This window comes from Pseudomonas sp. NFX224 (assembly GCF_048565165.1).
GTDB lineage: Bacteria > Pseudomonadota > Gammaproteobacteria > Pseudomonadales > Pseudomonadaceae > Aquipseudomonas.
The window spans coordinates 3,300,068-3,317,649 of record NZ_CP183416.1; the positions used below are offsets into that span (position 1 = coordinate 3,300,068).

Annotated in this window: 14 protein-coding genes; 9 read left to right on the forward strand and 5 right to left on the reverse strand. The window is 60.7% G+C overall.

Annotated elements, in window-relative coordinates:
• Window positions 1-8 precede the first annotated feature (8 nt).
• The 6 genes from ACNYC6_RS14895 to gcvP all read left to right on the forward strand — a co-directional run bounded on the left by ACNYC6_RS14895 (window position 9) and on the right by gcvP (window position 8,799).
• Window positions 9-1,226, forward strand: a complete 1,218-nt coding sequence (locus ACNYC6_RS14895) for a 2-octaprenyl-3-methyl-6-methoxy-1,4-benzoquinol hydroxylase (protein ID WP_419712969.1) — start codon at window positions 9-11, stop codon at window positions 1,224-1,226.
• Between the two features lie 123 nt (window positions 1,227-1,349).
• Window positions 1,350-2,354: an extracellular solute-binding protein gene (locus ACNYC6_RS14900; RefSeq protein ID WP_419708068.1), complete on the forward strand. Its 1,005-nt coding sequence runs from the start codon at window positions 1,350-1,352 to the stop codon at window positions 2,352-2,354.
• A gap of 142 nt (window positions 2,355-2,496) precedes the next feature.
• The gene (locus ACNYC6_RS14905; RefSeq protein ID WP_419708069.1) at window positions 2,497-4,113 is read left to right on the forward strand and encodes an ABC transporter permease; all 1,617 of its coding nucleotides are present in this window, start codon (window positions 2,497-2,499) and stop codon (window positions 4,111-4,113) included.
• Window positions 4,114-4,269: 156 nt separating this feature from the next.
• Window positions 4,270-5,352: a glycine cleavage system aminomethyltransferase GcvT gene (gcvT, locus tag ACNYC6_RS14910; RefSeq protein WP_419708070.1), complete on the forward strand. Its 1,083-nt coding sequence runs from the start codon at window positions 4,270-4,272 to the stop codon at window positions 5,350-5,352.
• A 50-nt stretch (window positions 5,353-5,402) separates the two neighbouring features.
• On the forward strand, window positions 5,403-5,786 hold the full coding sequence (gene gcvH, locus ACNYC6_RS14915; protein ID WP_419708071.1) for a glycine cleavage system protein GcvH: 384 nt from the start codon (window positions 5,403-5,405) through the stop codon (window positions 5,784-5,786).
• 139 nt (window positions 5,787-5,925) lie between these two features.
• On the forward strand, window positions 5,926-8,799 hold the full coding sequence (gcvP, locus tag ACNYC6_RS14920) for an aminomethyl-transferring glycine dehydrogenase (RefSeq protein ID WP_419708072.1): 2,874 nt from the start codon (window positions 5,926-5,928) through the stop codon (window positions 8,797-8,799).
• A 66-nt stretch (window positions 8,800-8,865) separates the two neighbouring features.
• Here gcvP and ACNYC6_RS14925 read toward each other — a convergent pair whose 3' ends face one another.
• The 3 genes from ACNYC6_RS14925 to ACNYC6_RS14935 all read right to left on the reverse strand — a co-directional run bounded on the left by ACNYC6_RS14925 (window position 8,866) and on the right by ACNYC6_RS14935 (window position 11,473).
• Entirely contained in the window at window positions 8,866-9,183 is a 318-nt protein-coding gene (locus tag ACNYC6_RS14925) for a DUF2388 domain-containing protein (protein ID WP_416129568.1), read from the reverse strand.
• A 76-nt stretch (window positions 9,184-9,259) separates the two neighbouring features.
• Window positions 9,260-11,044 (reverse strand): GspE/PulE family protein, encoded by a 1,785-nt coding sequence (locus tag ACNYC6_RS14930; protein WP_419708073.1) that lies wholly within the window; start codon window positions 11,042-11,044, stop codon window positions 9,260-9,262.
• 90 nt (window positions 11,045-11,134) lie between these two features.
• Window positions 11,135-11,473: a hypothetical protein gene (locus tag ACNYC6_RS14935; protein WP_419708074.1), complete on the reverse strand. Its 339-nt coding sequence runs from the start codon at window positions 11,471-11,473 to the stop codon at window positions 11,135-11,137.
• Window positions 11,474-11,599: 126 nt separating this feature from the next.
• Between ACNYC6_RS14935 and ACNYC6_RS14940 the strand changes: the two genes are divergently transcribed.
• Complete coding sequence (locus tag ACNYC6_RS14940; RefSeq protein WP_419708075.1) at window positions 11,600-12,064, forward strand: Lrp/AsnC family transcriptional regulator; 465 nt, start codon at window positions 11,600-11,602, stop codon at window positions 12,062-12,064.
• A 101-nt stretch (window positions 12,065-12,165) separates the two neighbouring features.
• Here the strand turns inward: ACNYC6_RS14940 and ACNYC6_RS14945 are convergent, their stop codons facing one another.
• Window positions 12,166-13,536, reverse strand: a complete 1,371-nt coding sequence (locus ACNYC6_RS14945; protein ID WP_419708076.1) for an inorganic triphosphatase — start codon at window positions 13,534-13,536, stop codon at window positions 12,166-12,168.
• A 156-nt stretch (window positions 13,537-13,692) separates the two neighbouring features.
• Between ACNYC6_RS14945 and argE the strand changes: the two genes are divergently transcribed.
• Complete coding sequence (argE, locus tag ACNYC6_RS14950; RefSeq protein ID WP_419708077.1) at window positions 13,693-14,841, forward strand: acetylornithine deacetylase; 1,149 nt, start codon at window positions 13,693-13,695, stop codon at window positions 14,839-14,841.
• A gap of 144 nt (window positions 14,842-14,985) precedes the next feature.
• Window positions 14,986-16,284 (forward strand): amino-acid N-acetyltransferase, encoded by a 1,299-nt coding sequence (gene argA / locus ACNYC6_RS14955; RefSeq protein ID WP_075946396.1) that lies wholly within the window; start codon window positions 14,986-14,988, stop codon window positions 16,282-16,284.
• Window positions 16,285-16,343: 59 nt separating this feature from the next.
• Here argA and tauA read toward each other — a convergent pair whose 3' ends face one another.
• The gene (gene tauA, locus ACNYC6_RS14960) at window positions 16,344-17,333 is read right to left on the reverse strand and encodes a taurine ABC transporter substrate-binding protein (protein WP_419708078.1); all 990 of its coding nucleotides are present in this window, start codon (window positions 17,331-17,333) and stop codon (window positions 16,344-16,346) included.
• Window positions 17,334-17,582 lie beyond the last annotated feature (249 nt).

Genomic DNA, 17,582 nt, shown 5'->3' on the forward strand with positions numbered 1-17,582 from the left:
GCATGGAAATGCGCGCAGATCTGCTGATTGTCGGAGCCGGAATGGTCGGCAGCGCCCTGGCGCTGGCGTTGCAGGACAGCGGGCTGGAAGTCCTGCTGCTGGACGGCAGCCCGATGAGCGTCAAACCGTTTGATGCCAAAGCCCCGTTCGAACCGCGGGTGAGCGCGCTGTCCATCGCCAGTCAGCGAATTCTCGAACGCCTCGGTGTCTGGGACGGCATCGCCAACCGACGCAGCAGCCCTTACGGCGAGATGCAGGTCTGGGATGGCAGCGGCACCGGGCAGATCCACTTTTCGGCAGCCAGCGTGCATGCCGAGGTGCTGGGGCATATCGTCGAGAACCGCGTGGTTCAAGACGCGTTGCTTGACCGTTTGCACGACGGTGACTTGGGGATGTTGGCCAACGCTCGTCTGGAGCAGATGCGACGCTCCGGCGACGACTGGCTGCTGACCCTGGCCGATGGCCGCACCCTGCGCGCGCCGCTGGTGATCGCGGCGGATGGCGCGAACTCGGCGGTGCGGCGCCTGACGGGTGTCGCGACGCGCGAATGGGATTACTTGCACCACGCGATCGTCACCAGTGTGCGTAGCTCAAAAAATCATCAATCGACAGCCTGGCAGCGCTTTACCGATACCGGCCCGTTGGCGTTTTTGCCTCTGGAACGTGATGGTCAGCAGGACTGGTGTTCGATCGTCTGGTCGACCACGCCGAGCGAAGCCGAGCGTCTGATGGCGCTGGATGACGAGGCTTTCTGCCTGGAACTGGAGCGCGCCTTTGAAGGTCGACTCGGCAGCGTGCTCAGCGCCGACCCGCGTCTGTGCGTGCCGCTGCGTCAGCGTCATGCGAAACGTTACGTGGCTGAAGGCCTCGCCCTGATCGGCGACGCGGCTCACACCATTCACCCGTTGGCCGGGCAGGGCGTCAATCTTGGTTTCCTTGATGCCGCCGTGCTCGCCGAAGTGCTGTTGCAAGCTGCTGCCCGTGGCGAGCGTCTGGCGGATGTAAAGGTGCTTAGCCGTTACGAGCGTCGGCGCATGCCGCACAACCTGGCGCTGATGGCCGCGATGGAAGGTTTTGAGCGGTTGTTCCAGGCTGATCCATTGCCGGTGCGCTGGTTGCGTAATACCGGGTTGAAAATGGTCGACCGGATGCCTGAGGCCAAGGCGTTGTTTGTGCGCGAGGCGTTGGGGTTGATCGGGGATTTGCCGGCCCTCGCCAAGGCCTGAGATCTGCAGTCGTTTCACGGGCTTATGCAACATCTGGTAACTCCTCCGCGAACTGTTCGATTGAGATGGCAAATGTGAGTCCTTATCATTTGGCCTCACTTTTTCAATCGAGAGACCGCTCCCATGTTGGCACCGAAGCGTCTACTGACCGCACTGGCCCTGACCCTGATTGGCAGCAGCTTTGCCCAGGCCGCCGACGAGGTGGTTGTCTACTCCTCGCGTATCGACGAGCTGATCAAGCCAGTCTTCGATGCCTACACCGCGAAAACCGGCGTGAAGGTGAAGTTCATCACCGACAAGGAAGCGCCGCTGATGCAGCGCATCAAGGCCGAGGGCGAGAACGCCACGGCCGACCTGCTGCTGACCGTCGATGCCGGCAACCTCTGGCAAGCCGAGCAAATGGGCATTCTCCAGCCCTTCACCTCGAAAACCATCGATGCCAACATCCCGCTGCAATATCGCGCCGCGTCCCATGCCTGGACCGGCCTGAGCTTGCGCGCACGGACCATCGCCTACTCCACCGAGCGGGTGAAGCCGGGCGAACTGACCACCTACGAAGCACTGGCCGACAAGAACTGGGAAGGTCGCCTGTGTCTGCGCACGGCGAAGAAGGTCTACAACCAGTCGCTGACCGCCACCATGATCGAAGTCCACGGCGCCGAAAAAACCGAGAAGATCCTCAAGGGCTGGGTCAACAACCTGTCCACCGACGTGTTCTCCGACGATGTTGCGGTGCTGGAAGCCATCAACGCCGGCCAATGCGATGTCGGCATCGTCAACACCTACTACTACGGTCGCCTGCACAAGCAGAAACCGGATCTGCCGGTGAAACTATTCTGGCCGAACCAGGCGGATCGCGGCGTGCACGTCAACCTGTCGGGTATCGGCCTGACCAAGCATGCGCCGCACCCGGAAGCCGCCAAGGCCCTGGTGGAGTGGATGACCACGCCTGAAGCGCAGAAAATCTTTGCTGATGTGAATCAGGAATTCCCGGCCAACCCGACTGTTCAGCCATCCGCTGAAGTCGCAGCGTGGGGCAAGTTCATTGCCGATACCTTGCCGGTGGAAGTCGCCGGCAAGCGTCAGGCTGAAGCGATTCGCATGATGGACCGTGCTGGCTGGAACTGACGCCTGCTGGTTTAAAGAGTAAAAGATCGCAGCCTTCGGCAGCGTCTACAGGGTGATCACCAACTCACTGTAGGCGTTGTCGGAGGCTGCGATCTTTTCACGTTTAACGTACATTTCGTTGATTTCTCCAGAGAGCTTTTCCTTGGCCCACCCCGCCCAACGCCGCTGGTATCCCCTGGTCTTCGCCATCGCTGCGCTGGTCCTGCTGCCCCTGAGCGTCTTGCTGCTGTCCTGGCAAACCATCGATCAACAGATCTGGTCCCATCTCTGGGAAACACAGATGCCACGGTTGCTGGGCAATACCCTGACGCTGGTGCTCGGCGTGGGTGTCGGTGTGACCGTTCTCGGTGTGAGCCTGGCCTGGCTCACCAGCCTCTGCGAATTTCCCGGTCGGCGTTGGCTGGACTGGGCGTTGATGCTGCCTTTCGCGATTCCGGCCTACGTGCTGGCGTTCGTCTTTGTCGGTCTGCTGGATTTCGCCGGTCCGGTGCAAACCTTGCTGCGCGAGTGGTTCGGCACCGGGCTGCGCTTGCCGCGCGTGCGCTCCACCGGTGGCGTGATTCTGGTGCTCGTGCTGGTGTTCTATCCCTACGTTTACCTGTTGGCGCGCACGGCGTTCCTGGCTCAGGGCAAAGGCCTGATGGAAGCCGCGCGGGTGCTTGGGCAGTCACCGTGGCAGGCGTTCTGGCGGGTGGCCATGCCGATGGCGCGTCCCGCCATCGGTGCCGGTGTGGCGTTGGCGTTGATGGAAACCCTGGCGGATTTCGGCGCGGTGTCGGTGTTCAACTTCGACACCTTCACCACGGCCATCTACAAGACCTGGTACGGGTTCTTCAGTCTCTCTACCGCCGCACAACTGGCCAGCCTGTTGCTGCTGGTGGTGATGGTCGTGCTGTACGGCGAGCGTCGTGCCCGCGGTGCCAACCGGGCAAGCAACGAACGGCCACGGGTCAAGGCGTTGTATCACCTGCATGGTTTCAAAGCGCTGCTGGCCACCGCTTGGTGCGGTCTGGTGTTCGCCTGCGCCTTCGTCATTCCGATGCTGCAACTCGTGGTGTGGTTCTGGCAGCGTGGGCGCTTCGACCTGGACGAGCGTTACACCGGCCTGATCGTTCACACGTTGTACCTTGGGGCGATGGCGGCGCTTATCACTGTCAGTGTCGCCCTGATCCTGGCATTTGCCCGACGATTGGCGCCGACTCAGGGGATCAACGCCGGGGTCGGCCTGGCCAATCTTGGCTACGCCTTGCCCGGTTCGGTGCTCGCGGTGTCGATCATGCTGGCGTTCAGTTATCTGGACCGGGAGCTGGTGGTTCCGCTGTCCGGCTGGCTTGGTGGTACCGGCAAGCCGCTGCTGTTGGGCAGCCTGGCGGCGTTGCTGCTGGCCTATCTGGTGCGTTTCATCGCCGTGGCCTATGGGCCATTGGAAAGCAGCCTGGCACGTATACGGCCATCTTTGCCCGAAGCGGCACGTAGTCTGGGTGTCAGTGGGCCGCGACTGTTTTTCAAAGTGTATCTGCCGTTGTTGTTGCCCGGTTCGTTGAGCGCGGCATTGCTGGTGTTCGTCGATGTGCTCAAGGAAATGCCTGCGACCCTGCTGATGCGCCCGTTTGGCTGGGACACGCTGGCCGTGCGGATCTTCGAAATGACCAGCGAAGGCGAGTGGGCGAGGGCGTCTTTGCCGGCGCTGACCCTGGTTTTGGTCGGGCTGCTACCGGTCATCGGATTGATACGACGTTCGGCGCATCGAAACAGCTAGGTGTCAGTCCTACACCTTGCGGCTACAATGCGCGGCATTCGGTGCGGTCCGTCTGACAGACAAGGTAGTAGTAATCGGCTGGAAGCCTTTTGTTTCAACGCTTTCACTCGATAGAGCACTCGCCCGCACCTTCGCCACGCCCGGAAGGAGAAACCCATGGGACAGCGTACGCCTCTGTATGACCTTCATCTCGCCCTCGGCGCGAAGATGGTCGATTTTGGCGGTTGGGATATGCCACTGCATTACGGATCGCAGGTCGAGGAACACCACCAGGTGCGCCGCGATTGCGGTGTTTTCGATGTATCCCACATGACCGTGATCGACGTCGACGGCTCCCAGGCCAAGGCCTGGCTCCAGCATTTGCTGGCCAATGATGTCGAACGCCTGCACAGCCCCGGCCGTGCGTTGTACAGCACCATGCTCAACGAGCAGGGCGGCATCGTCGACGACATGATCGTCTACCGTCTCGATGACGGTTATCGCCTGGTGGTCAACGCCTCCACCCGCGACCAGGACATGGCCTGGATGCACGCCCATCTCGACAGCTTCGACGTGCAGCTCAGCGAGCGTTCCGAGTTGGCGATGCTGGCGATCCAGGGGCCCCACGCCCGACACAAGATTGCCGAGCTGGTCAACCAGTCACGCGGCAACCTGATTCAGCTGCTTAAACCTTTCGAAGGTCAGCCTGACGGCGAGTGGTTCATTGCACGCACCGGTTACACCGGTGAGGACGGACTGGAAATCATCTTGCCGGCCGATCAGGCTCCCGGCTTCTTCAACGATCTGGTGGGCGCCGGGATCTCCCCAATCGGCCTTGGCGCGCGGGATACCTTGCGGGTCGAAGCCGGCATGAACCTTTACGGTCAGGACATCCAGCAAGACGTTTCACCGCTGGCCTCCAACATGGCCTGGACCATTGCGTGGGAGCCGGCCACCCGGCAGTTCATCGGGCGCACGGCGCTGGAAGCCGAACGCCGCGGTGGCGTACAGCACAAACTGGTCGGTCTGGTCCTTGAGGAACGCGGTGTTTTACGCGCTCATCAAGTGGTCCGCATCGCCGATGTTGGCGAAGGGGAGATCACCAGTGGTAGTTTCTCTCCTACGCTTAGCAAGTCGATTGCACTGGCGCGCGTGCCGATGGCAACTGCCGACCGCGCAGAAGTGGAAATCCGTGGCAAGTGGTACCCGGTTCGAGTGGTCAAACCGACCTTCGTACGCCACGGCAAAACCCTGATCTAATCTTTTCCGGCGGGCTTGGACCGCTGACAATTTTCCTGAGGACACAGAACATGAGCGATATCCCTGCCGAACTGCGTTTTGCCGAAAGTCACGAATGGGCACGTCTGGAAGCCGATGGCACCGTTACCGTGGGCATCAGCGATCACGCGCAGGAAGCGCTGGGTGACGTGGTGTTTGTTGAACTGACCGAAGTGGGCAACGTGTTTGCTGCACAAGATCAGGCCGGTGTCGTCGAGTCGGTGAAAGCGGCTTCCGACATCTACTCCCCGATTGCCGGTGAAGTGATTGCGGTCAACGAAGCGCTGAGCGGTGAGCCTGAGCTGCTGAACTCCGATCCGTATGGCGCGTGGATCTTCAAGCTCAAGCCAAGCAACACGGCTGATCTGGACAAGCTGCTCGACGCCGCCGGTTACAAGGCCGCCATCGGCGAGTAAGTCTTTAGCGTCACCCCCAAAGCCCCGACCCGTCGGGGCTTTTTCATGTCTGGCTGCGATCTTTTGATCGGCTATCGGCTGCTATGCTGGTTTGACCGTGTTGCATCGACGTTGAGCGCCAGTCAAGAGAGAGCCCGTCATGTCCCAGTTGCCGTCCCTGAGTCAGTTACGCGACCCCAATGCCTTCCTTCGCCGTCACCTCGGGCCGGATGCCGCCGAGCAGCAGGCGATGCTCGACAGCCTGGGTCTGGGCAGTCGGGTCGAACTGATCGAGCAGACGGTGCCGCCAGGCATTCGCCTGAACCGGCCGCTCGATCTGCCGCCGGCATTGGACGAAGAAGCGGCACAGGCCAAGCTGCGCGGTTATGCCGAGCAGAACCAGGTCTGGACCAGCCTGATCGGCATGGGCTACCACGGCACCCTCACGCCGGCCGTCATCCTGCGCAACGTGCTGGAAAATCCCGGCTGGTACACCGCTTACACGCCTTATCAACCGGAAATCGCCCAAGGGCGACTCGAAGCGCTGCTCAATTTTCAGCAATTGACCATCGACCTCACGGGCCTGGAACTGGCCAACGCCTCGCTGCTGGACGAAGCCACCGCTGCGGCGGAAGCCATGGCACTAGCCAAACGGGTCGCCAAGTCGAAAAGCAATCTGTTCTTCGTCGATGAAAACTGCCATCCGCAAACCATTTCCGTGGTGCAGACCCGTGCTGAGGGTTTCGGTTTCGAGCTGATTATCGACGCTGTGGATAACTTGAAGCAGCACCAGGTGTTCGGTGCATTACTGCAATATCCCGACACCCACGGCGAGATTCGTGATTTGCGCCCGCTGATTGATCACCTGCATGCGCAACAGGCGCTAGCGTGCGTCGGCACCGATCTGTTGAGCCTGCTGTTGCTGACCCCGCCGGGGGAGTTGGGCGCCGACGTGGTATTCGGTTCATCCCAGCGTTTCGGTGTGCCCATGGGCTACGGCGGACCGCACGCGGCGTTTTTTGCCAGTCGTGACGAGTACAAGCGGGCGATTCCCGGGCGGATCATCGGCGTGTCGAAAGACGCCCGCGGCAACGTCGCACTGCGCATGGCCCTGCAAACCCGCGAGCAACATATTCGCCGCGAGAAGGCCAATTCGAACATTTGCACCGCCCAGGTGCTGCTGGCCAATATCGCCAGTTTCTACGCGGTGTATCACGGTCCCGAAGGGCTCAAGCGCATTGCCCAGCGCGTGCATCGACTGACCTGCATCCTCGCCGCCGGCCTTGAGCGCAAGGGCATCACCCGTCTCAACCAACATTTCTTCGACACCCTGACGCTGGAAGTCGGCGGCACCCAGACCGCGATCATAGAAAGCGCCGTGGCCGCACAGATCAACGTGCGCATCCTGGGCCGTGGGCGATTGGGCCTGAGTCTCGACGAAAGTTGCGACGAGTCCACCGTGGCGAAACTGTTCGATGTGTTTCTCGGCGCCGATCATGGACTCAACGTCGACGAACTGGACGCTGAAACCCTGGCCTCTGGCATTCCGTCCGGGCTGGCACGCACCACGCCTTATCTGCGCCATCCGGTGTTCAACGCCCATCACAGCGAAACCGAGATGCTGCGCTACCTCAAGCAACTGGAAAACAAAGACCTGGCGCTCAATCAATCGATGATCCCGCTGGGCTCGTGCACCATGAAACTCAACGCCACCAGCGAGATGATCCCGATTACCTGGCCGCAGTTCGCCAATCTGCATCCGTTTGCGCCGAAAGAGCAGGCGGTTGGTTATTCATTGATGATCGAGGAACTGGAGCGCTGGCTCTGCGCGATCACCGGCTTCGATGCGATCTGCATGCAACCCAACTCCGGTGCCCAGGGCGAATACGCGGGGCTGCTGGCGATCCGCAAATACCACGAGAGCCGTCAGCAGGGTGGGCGGGATATCTGCCTGATTCCGTCGTCGGCCCACGGCACCAATCCGGCGTCGGCGCAGATGGCCGGAATGCGCGTGGTGATCGTCGAGTGCGACGAAGCGGGCAACGTCGATCTGGATGACTTGAAGGAAAAAGCCGCAGACGCCGGGGACAAACTCTCCTGCCTGATGGCGACGTATCCGTCGACCCATGGCGTGTACGAGGAAGGCATCAGCGAAATCTGCGAAGTTATCCACAAGCACGGCGGCCAGGTGTACATGGACGGCGCCAACCTCAACGCGCAGGTCGGCTTGGCGCGGCCGGCGGACATCGGCGCCGACGTGTCGCACATGAACCTGCACAAAACCTTCTGCATTCCCCATGGCGGTGGTGGGCCGGGCATGGGGCCGATCGGTGTGCGCGCGCATCTGGCGCCGTTCGTGGCCAATCACCCGGTGGTGCCGATCGACGGGCCATTGGCACAGAACGGCGCGGTCAGCGCCGCGCCGTGGGGCAGTGCGAGCATTCTGCCGATCAGCTGGATGTACATCGCCATGATGGGACCGCAGTTGGCCGATGCCAGCGAAGTGGCAATCCTCGCTGCGAATTACCTGGCGCGTCATTTGTCCGGGGCGTTCCCGGTGCTCTACACCGGTCGCAACGAACGCGTGGCCCACGAATGCATTCTCGACCTGCGGCCCTTGAAGGCACTGACTGGCATTAGCGAGGAAGACGTTGCCAAGCGCCTGATGGACTATGGTTTCCATGCGCCAACCATGTCGTTTCCGGTGCCGGGGACATTGATGGTGGAACCCACTGAAAGTGAATCGAAGGCGGAGCTGGACCGTTTTATCGGCGCGATGCTGAGCATCCGTGCGGAGATTACCGAGGTGCAGAACGGCAACTGGCCAGCCGAGGACAATCCGTTGAAACGTGCGCCGCATACGCTGGCCGACATCACCGGAATCTGGGAGCGGCCCTACAGCATCGAGCAAGCGGTTACGCCGGATGCGCACACCAAGGCCCACAAATATTGGCCGGTGGTGAACCGGGTGGACAATGTTTATGGGGACCGGAACCTGTTTTGCGCGTGTGTGCCAGTGGATGATTACCGCTAGGAAAATCAAAAGATCGCAGAGATGAAAATGCCGCTCATATGAGCGGCATTTTCATTGCGGCATCAATTACTCGGCAGCCACGGCATTCTTCGCTAGGATCGCGTTCGCCAGTTCCATGTCCGTAGCCTGCAGGCCCGGATTGTCGGCGCGGACTTGCTGCATGGCGGCCTCCAGATACGGGCCGCGGATGCCACCGTCACTGGCGACGAAACTGCCGGCATCGTCCTGGGCGGCGACGATCAGCTTGTGATCCTTGAAGGTCAGGTAAGTCGAACCGGTGGTGGCACCGGACGAGATGACGTTACGCCAAAAGCTGTCAGCCATCGCCGAACCGACAGGCAGGGACAACAAGGCGATGGTAGCGACAGCAAGTTTGAAACGCATGATGGGTGACTCCACTGGGGGCTTTAACTACGGCGTTGGATCGCCATTTCCCCAATCGAGTTCCATCACCGCACACCTACTTCTGCTCGCTCTGCGGCGTCACGCGCAACACCTCTTCGACGGTGGTCAAACCGGCCGCGACCTTTTGCGCACCTGATAATCGCAAGCTGCGCATGCCTTCCTTGAACGCCTGTCGCCGCACTGCCAGCAAATCGGTGTCGGGGTTGATCAGGGCTTTGAGGCCGTCGGTCAGTTGCATGATTTCGTAGACCCCGGCGCGGCCGTGATAGCCGGTGTCACGGCATTCCATGCAACCGATGGCGCGTTGGGTATTGCCCGGCAGCGGTGCTTGCCAGGGCCGGGTCAGGGTTTGCCAGTCCTCTTCATTCAAGGCCTGTGGCGCCTTGCAGTGCGGGCACAAGGTACGCACCAGACGCTGGGCCATGACGCCGAGCACCGTGGCCTTGATCAGGTAATGCGGCACGCCAAGTTCCAGCAAACGGCTGATGGCGCTGGGTGCGTCGTTGGTGTGCAGCGTCGACAGTACCAGGTGCCCGGTGAGGGCGGCCTGTATGGCCATTTCGGCGGTTTCCAGATCGCGAATCTCGCCGATCATGATGATGTCCGGGTCTTGCCGCATCAGCGCGCGTACCCCGGCGGCGAAGGTCAGGTCGATGTTGTGCTGGACCTGCATCTGGTTGAACGCCGGTTCGACCATTTCAATCGGGTCTTCGATGGTGCAGAGGTTGACCTCCGGCGTCGCCAGCTTCTTCAGCGTCGTGTAAAGCGTGGTGGTCTTGCCGGAACCGGTCGGCCCGGTGACCAGAATGATGCCGTTGGGTTGACGGGTCATGTCCTGCCAGCGCCGCAGGTCGTCGGCGGAAAACCCAAGCTGATCGAAATCCTTGAGCAGCACTTCCGGGTCGAAAATCCGCATGACCATTTTTTCGCCGAAGGCCGTCGGCAAGGTCGATAGGCGCAACTCCACTTCGCCGCCATCCGGGGTCTTGGTTTTCACCCGGCCGTCCTGGGGTTTGCGCTTCTCCGCGACGTTCATCCGCCCCAGGCTTTTCAGGCGACTGACGATGGCCATGGTTACTTGCGGCGGGAATTGATAGACGTTGTGCAGCACGCCGTCGATGCGAAAGCGCACCGTGCCTTGCTCGCGCCGGGGCTCGATGTGGATATCGCTGGCGCGTTGCTGGAAGGCGTACTGGAACAGCCAGTCGACGATGTTGACGATGTGCGCGTCATTGGCGTCCGGTTCCTGGTCGCTGGCGCCGAGGTTAAGCAACTGTTCGAAGTTACCGAGGGTGTTCACCTGCTGATCGGCGTTGGTTGCCCCGGTGACCGATTTGGCCAGACGAAAGAATTCCACGCTGAAGCGCTGGATATCCACGGGGTTGGCCACCACACGTTTGATCGGCAGCTTCAGCACATGGGTCAGGTCGGCCTCCCACCCGGTGACATAGGGCTGGGCGCTGGCAACGGTCACGGCGTCGCGGTCGATGGAGACCGCGAGGATCTTGTGGCGCTGGGCGAAGGCGTAGGACATCAAAGGCGTCACGGCGGCGACGTTGATTTTCAGCGGATCGATGCGCAGGTAAGGCTGACCCGCCTGTTGGGACAGCCACAGGGTCAGGTTTTCCAGATCGAGGTGTTTGCCGGGGCGGCTGAGGTCGTCCAGCTGCTGGCCGGCGATGAATTCCAGTGGGTGCATCTGCCCATGGGCAGCATGGCGACGACGGGCATTGAGCGCCTGCTCGGCCGAATCCTGGCTGATAAAGCCTTGGGCAACCAGCTCGCGCAGCACATCATTGAGATCCAGCCAGCGGTCCTGAATGGCGAATTGAACGGACATGCGGGCTCCTTTTGAACAACAGTGCGCAAAGGATAGTCGTGGCGCCACAGACCGTTGGGCCACTACCCGACGAAGCCGTATCGAGTTTTTTCAGCTCGCCGCTTGAGTGGCTTCAGCCCAGGCAGCGTCAGCGGTTTGCAGATCGACCGAGCAGACACTGATGAGGTTACGAAGTTTTTCCGCGATCACCTGGGCGCGATGCCAGCTCAAACCATCGATGACAATCTCGATCTCCAGCAGGTCTTCCTGGCGCTGCACGTGTACCTGTTCCGGCGTCAGACACTGCAAGGCGAACAGATTGAGCGCACGGCACAGCAGATCCGGTTCGGCTTCGGCCAGCAATTGGTAGCGTACGCAGCAATGGGCATTGCCGACATGCCAGACATCGGCGCGGGCGGGTGGGGTGTTGACGGCTTCCAGGTGCGGCATGGTCGTTCTCCAAAATCACTGGAGAAATTTTTACATTCGGGGCCGGGTATTACTTCTCTATGATGGCCTGTATTGCGGTTTTTTCGAATCGCACAATTCGACTGGTCATCCATTTAGGGTTTTTTTATGCAGAGCGAGTTGGACGGCTACGACCGCAAGATCCTGGCGTTGCTGCAAGAGGACGCGTCGCTCTCCAGTGCGCAAATCGCCGAGCAGGTGGGGCTTTCACAGTCGCCATGCTGGCGGCGGATTCAGCGGATGAAAGAGGAGGGGATCATTCGCGGCCAAGTGACGTTGCTCGACCGCAAGAAAATCGGCCTGAACACGCAAATCTTCGCGCAGGTAAAACTTAACGCCCACGGCCGTTCGAACTTCACCGAATTCACCGAAGCGATTCGCGGTTTTCCCGAAGTGCTGGAGTGTTATGTGCTGATGGGCGCGGTGGATTTCATGCTGCGGATCGTCGCGGCGGACATCGAGGCTTACGAGCGCTTCTTTTTCGAGAAGCTGTCGATGGTGCCGGGGATTCAGGAGGTGAATTCGGTTGTGGCGTTGTCGGAGATCAAGGCGACCACCCGTTTGCCGGTTTGAAATTCTGCGGGCTCCATCGCCAGCAGGCTGGCTCCCACAGGGGCGTTGTGACGTACACAAAACCAATGTGGGAGCCAGCCAGCCTGCTGGCGATAGCGGTGTTACATGCGCAGAAGCATCTTCCAGGCACGATTCTGATAAACCGCAATCGCCTGCTGCTTGCGCGCATCCAGCAATTCATCAGTGATCGTCGGCTCGTTGGCCAGTTGCGCCAGTTTGTTCAGCTCACCGTACAGGCGATCCATTTCCGGGATCTCCAGCACGTTGCGCGCATGGTGCAGCCACGCCTGAATGCGTTCGATGCGCGGCAATTGCTCGGCGAGGTCTTCCGGCTGTTGCTGGTAACGCTGCAATTGCAACGAAGTGGCTTCTTCGCCCAGTAGGCGTGGCAACCAGCTGCCCAGTTGCGCAGCGCCCTGGCGATTGCCACGGGTGTTGCGCTCGGCGGTCCAGGTCCGGGCCAGCAACCAGCGTGAAGTATTCAGCGAGAACAGGCCCCAGCGCGGGTCTTCGAGTTCTTCGAGGAATTGTTCCGGCGCGGCTTTGCGCACGTCTTCATCGTCCAGACCTGCCTGGACCAGTGGGCGCCAGTCTTCCAGCAAGGCGTCCAGCGAGACACGTAAATCGTGGGTCGACTGACGCGGCGCGGCTTGACCAAGACTGCTGACCAGCGCACGCAGTTCGGCGAGGTTTTCAACCCAGTCCAGCAGCAGGCGCCAGTGACCATTGAAGCGATACTGCTCGGCCAGACGCTGGCTGCTGCCGAGCAAATGCCAGCACATCGCGGCGAAAGCGTCGTCCAGCGGGGTTTCGGCGGTGAGTTGCGGCGCCGGCAGGCTCAACGAGTAGCTGTTGGCGTCGTACAGGCGATAACCGCGCTCGGCCTTGCTGATGTCGCACGGCATCAGGGCCAGTTTCTCGGCCAGTTCGGCGGCCAGCTCCAGCAACGCAGCGGGTTCGCCTTCGCGCAATTCCAGTTCCAGCTCGCAGATTTCTTCTTTCTGCTTGCCGGCTACGACATGGCCCAGGTCCAGCGCAGCTTCGATGACCACTTTGGTCTTGCCACGGCCCCAGGCGATTTCCGCGCGCTCGCGGACGAAATCGGTGGTGAAGATCGGCTTCAGGGTTTTCTTGTCCAGTTCGGCGAGTGCCTCGGGCCAGCATTCGCCGTCGAGTTTTTTCAGGTCGAGCTTGGCTTTGGGCAGGTTCCAGTCGTACTCATTGCGCACGGACAGACCGGCGACGCTCTGGCCGCGGGTCTTGAGGGTCTGAATCACTTCTTCGCCATCCTTGCGCAGGCGCAGGGCGACTTTGGCCTGGGCCAGGTCACGCTCTGGGGTGTCGAAGTACTGGTTCATCAACTCACGGCGTTCCCAGCCACTTTTGTTGCGTTTTTTCAGTAACGGGTGCTCGCGCAGGGCGGCGAGGGTTTCGCGGCTGACGCGGAGTTTGATTTCGGTTTCTTTCTGCATGGCCGGAAAATCCAGGATCGGGAGCGCAGCCGGGGGAATGTGTGGCTGCCAAGGTCGTGCAGTGTACAGGACTCACCGGTCCTCCGTGCCGCGACGGTTTATTCCTGTCGCCGGATGGCTCTATGATGGTCTTCAATTCGGGAGTTGGAGTCAGCGATGCCTTTGCCGTCCATGAAAGATCAGTTCGCTGCACTGATCGCTGCACCGTCCGTCAGCTGCACCCAGGCAAGCCTCGATCAATCCAATCGCCCGGTGATCGACTTGCTGGCTGCATGGCTCGGCGATCTGGGTTTCGCCTGCGACATCCAGCAGGTCAGCCCCGGCAAATTCAACTTGCTGGCCAGTTTCGGTTCCGGCCCTGGTGGCTTGGTGCTGGCCGGGCACAGTGACACGGTGCCGTTCGATGGCGCGCTGTGGCAGACCGATCCGCTGAAGCTGACCGAAGTCGACGGTCGCTGGGTCGGGTTGGGCAGTTGTGACATGAAGGGTTTTTTCGCCCTGGCCATTGAAGCCGTCAAACCGCTGCTCGACCAACCGTTCAAGCAACCGTTGCTGATCCTTGCCACCTGCGATGAAGAAAGCTCGATGTCCGGTGCCCGTGCGCTGGCCGAAGCGGGTCGTCCGCTCGGACGTGCGGCGGTGATCGGCGAGCCGACCGGGCTCAAGCCAATCCGCATGCACAAAGGCATCATGATGGAGCGCATCGACATCCTCGGGCAGAGCGGCCACTCCTCTGACCCGCGCCTGGGCCACAGTGCGCTCGAAGCCATGCACGACGCCATCGGTGAGCTGCGCGGCCTGCGCCTGTTGTGGCAACGTGAATTCCGCAACATGCAGTTCGGTGTGCCGATGCCGACCATGAATTTCGGCTGCATCCATGGCGGCGACAACCCCAACCGCATCTGCGGCCAGTGTTCGCTGGAATTCGATCTGCGGCCGTTGCCGGGCATGGACCCCAAAGCCCTGCGTGCCGAAATCTTGCAGCGGCTCCAGCCGGTTGCCGAGCGGCATCAGGTCAAGATCGACTACGCGCCGCTGTTCCCCGAAGTACCGTCGTTCGAGCAGGCAGAAGACTCAGAACTGGTGCGTATCGCCGAAAAGCTGACCGGCCATGGCGCCGAAGCAGTGGCGTTCGGCACCGAAGCGCCTTATCTTCAACGGCTTGGCTGCGAAACACTGGTGCTTGGCCCGGGCGATATCGCCTGCGCCCACCAGCCGGGGGAATACCTTGAAATGTCACGTTTGCAGCCTACGGTGCATCTATTAAGGCAACTGATCGAACACTATTGCCTGACACCGGCCTGAACCCGTTAAATTGCCGGCATCAAAACCCGTATTCATGAGGAGAGCGCGCGTGTCGCCAAGCCTGTTCCGACGATAACCATCAGCCCGCTGTGCGTTTTCTGTTTCGCCCTTTTTTCGGCTGCTATTTATTACAGGCCCAGGTTCATGCCCGAATACGTCAATTGGCTTCGTCACGCTTCGCCTTACATCAACGCCCACCGCGATTGCACCTTTGTCGTCATGCTGCCCGGCGACGGCGTTGAGCATCCGAACTTCGGCAATATCGTCCACGACCTGGTGCTGTTGCACAGCCTGGGTGTACGGCTGGTGCTGGTTCACGGTTCCCGTCCGCAAATCGAAACGCGCCTCGCCGCGCGTGGCCTGACCCCGCATTACCACCACGGCATGCGCATCACCGATGCCGCGACGCTGGAGTGTGTGATCGATGCCGTGGGCCAACTGCGTATCGCGATCGAGGCGCGGCTGTCGATGGACATGGCCTCGTCGCCGATGCAGGGCTCACGCCTGCGTGTTGCCAGCGGCAACCTGGTGACCGCGCGGCCGATCGGTGTGCTTGAAGGTGTCGATTACCACCACACCGGCGAAGTGCGCCGGGTCGACCGCAAGGGCATCAATCGCTTGCTGGACGAGCGCTCCATCGTGCTGCTGTCGCCATTGGGTTACTCGCCGACGGGTGAAATTTTCAATCTCGCCTGTGAAGACGTTGCCACCCGCGCGGCCATCGATCTGGGGGCGGACAAGCTGCTGCTGTTCGGCGCCGACCTTGGTTTGATTGATGAGAACGGGCGCCTGGTGCGCGAGTTGCGCCCGCAACAGGTGCCGGCGCATCTGCAGCGCCTGGGCAGCAACTATCAGGCAGAACTGCTGGATGCTGCCGCCGAAGCCTGCCGAGGCGGCGTGGCGCGCAGCCATATCGTCAGCTATGCCGAGGACGGCGCGCTCCTGACCGAACTGTTCACCCGCGACGGTGGCGGTACGTTGGTAGCACAAGAGCAGTTCGAAGTGGTGCGCGAAGCCGCCATCGAAGACGTCGGTGGATTGCTGGATTTGATCAGTCCACTGGAAGAGCAGGGTATTCTGGTGCGGCGTTCCCGCGAAGTGCTGGAGCGTGAAATCGAGCAATTCAGTGTGGTCGAGCGCGAAGGCATGATCATCGCCTGTGCGGCGCTGTATCAGATTGCCGATTCCGACGCCGGTGAGCTGGCGTGCCTGGCGGTGAACCCGGAGTATCGCCATGGCGGTCGTGGTGATGAGTTGCTGGAGCGTATCGAAACCCGCGCCCGGGCGCAGGGCCTGAAGACTTTGTTCGTCCTCACCACTCGCACGGCGCACTGGTTCCGTGAGCGTGGCTTTGTGCCGAGCAGCGTTGATCGCCTGCCGTCGGCGCGGGCGTCGCTGTACAACTATCAACGTAATTCGAAGATTTTCGAAAAAGCCCTTTGATCACACTGCCCCTGTAGGAGCTGTCGCAGCGTGCGGCAACTCCTACAGGCGTTATTGCATTACTCCTGCACAAACTTCGCGCTGACATACGGCGAGTAGTCCGGCAGCACCGTTTCAGCCTTCCCCTGTTCCTTCAAGAACTTCGCCGTCTCGCCAATCGCCTTGGCCGTGCCGCCATCCAGCAGTGCGCTGGTCAGTTGCGCCTTGGCATCCGGGAACGCGGAGCCGGCCAGTAATTCCGGCACATCGGCGGCGTTGGCACCGGTCAGTTTGGCAATTTTCTGTACGGGTACCGAGTCGGCGGTCCAGGTGTCCTTGTGCGCCGCATAGTCGGCGAATGAGTCGAGGGTGACCTTGGCGAATTTGGCGATCACCTCCGGATGCTGCTCGGCGTAATCCTTGCGCGCCACCCACACTTCGAAGGTCGGCGCGCCCCATTGGCCGACCTGCGCGGCGTCGGTCAAGGTCTTGCCCGTCTTGCGAATCTCCCCCAGCGCGGGCGACCAGACGAACGCGCCATCAATGTCCCCGCGTTTCCACGCGGCGGCAATTTCCGCCGGTTGCAGGTTCACCACTTTGACTTTCGACGCGTCCAGGCCCCAATGCTTCAGCGCACCCAGCAAACTGTAATGAGAAGTTGATACAAACGGCGTGGCGATGGTCTTGCCGATCAGATCCTGAGGTTTTTCGATGCCGCTGCCGTTGCGCACCACCAGCGCTTCCGCCGCATTGATCTGGGCGGAGACGATGAACGCGACAATCGGCAAATTACGCGAAGCCGCCGCCGCCAAAGGGCTGGACCCCAGGTTGCCGATCTGCACATCGCCGGACGCAATGGCAGTGACCACTTCCGGCCCGCTGTTGAAGCGCCGCCAGTCGATTTTCTCGCCGATGGTTTTTTCGTACAGGCCATCCGCCTGGGGGACTTTGCTGGGATCGATACCGGTCTGGTAACCAACCGTGAGGCTCGTTGCGTGGGCGGACAGAGAATAAATCAGCGACACACAAACTGTAACAATTGATCTGGATAGTGCGCGTTTGGTCGACATGGAGTGGCCTTTTGAGATGGATATGTTTCCGAATTGCTTCAGAAACTAATCGAACTAAAAAAAGGCTAACAAATACTCTTTAGGAATTAGCTTATGAGTCGGCAGCTCTGAGCCGGACCCGTGAGTGAAATTCCTAAACGGTATGAGAAAAGAATGAATCAATTCTTTTCAGGTTTATGACAAGCGCGTGAACCTGCAAGGACCAAAAAACTGGGGATTAGACTATGGTCGTAGACACACAAAGTTACG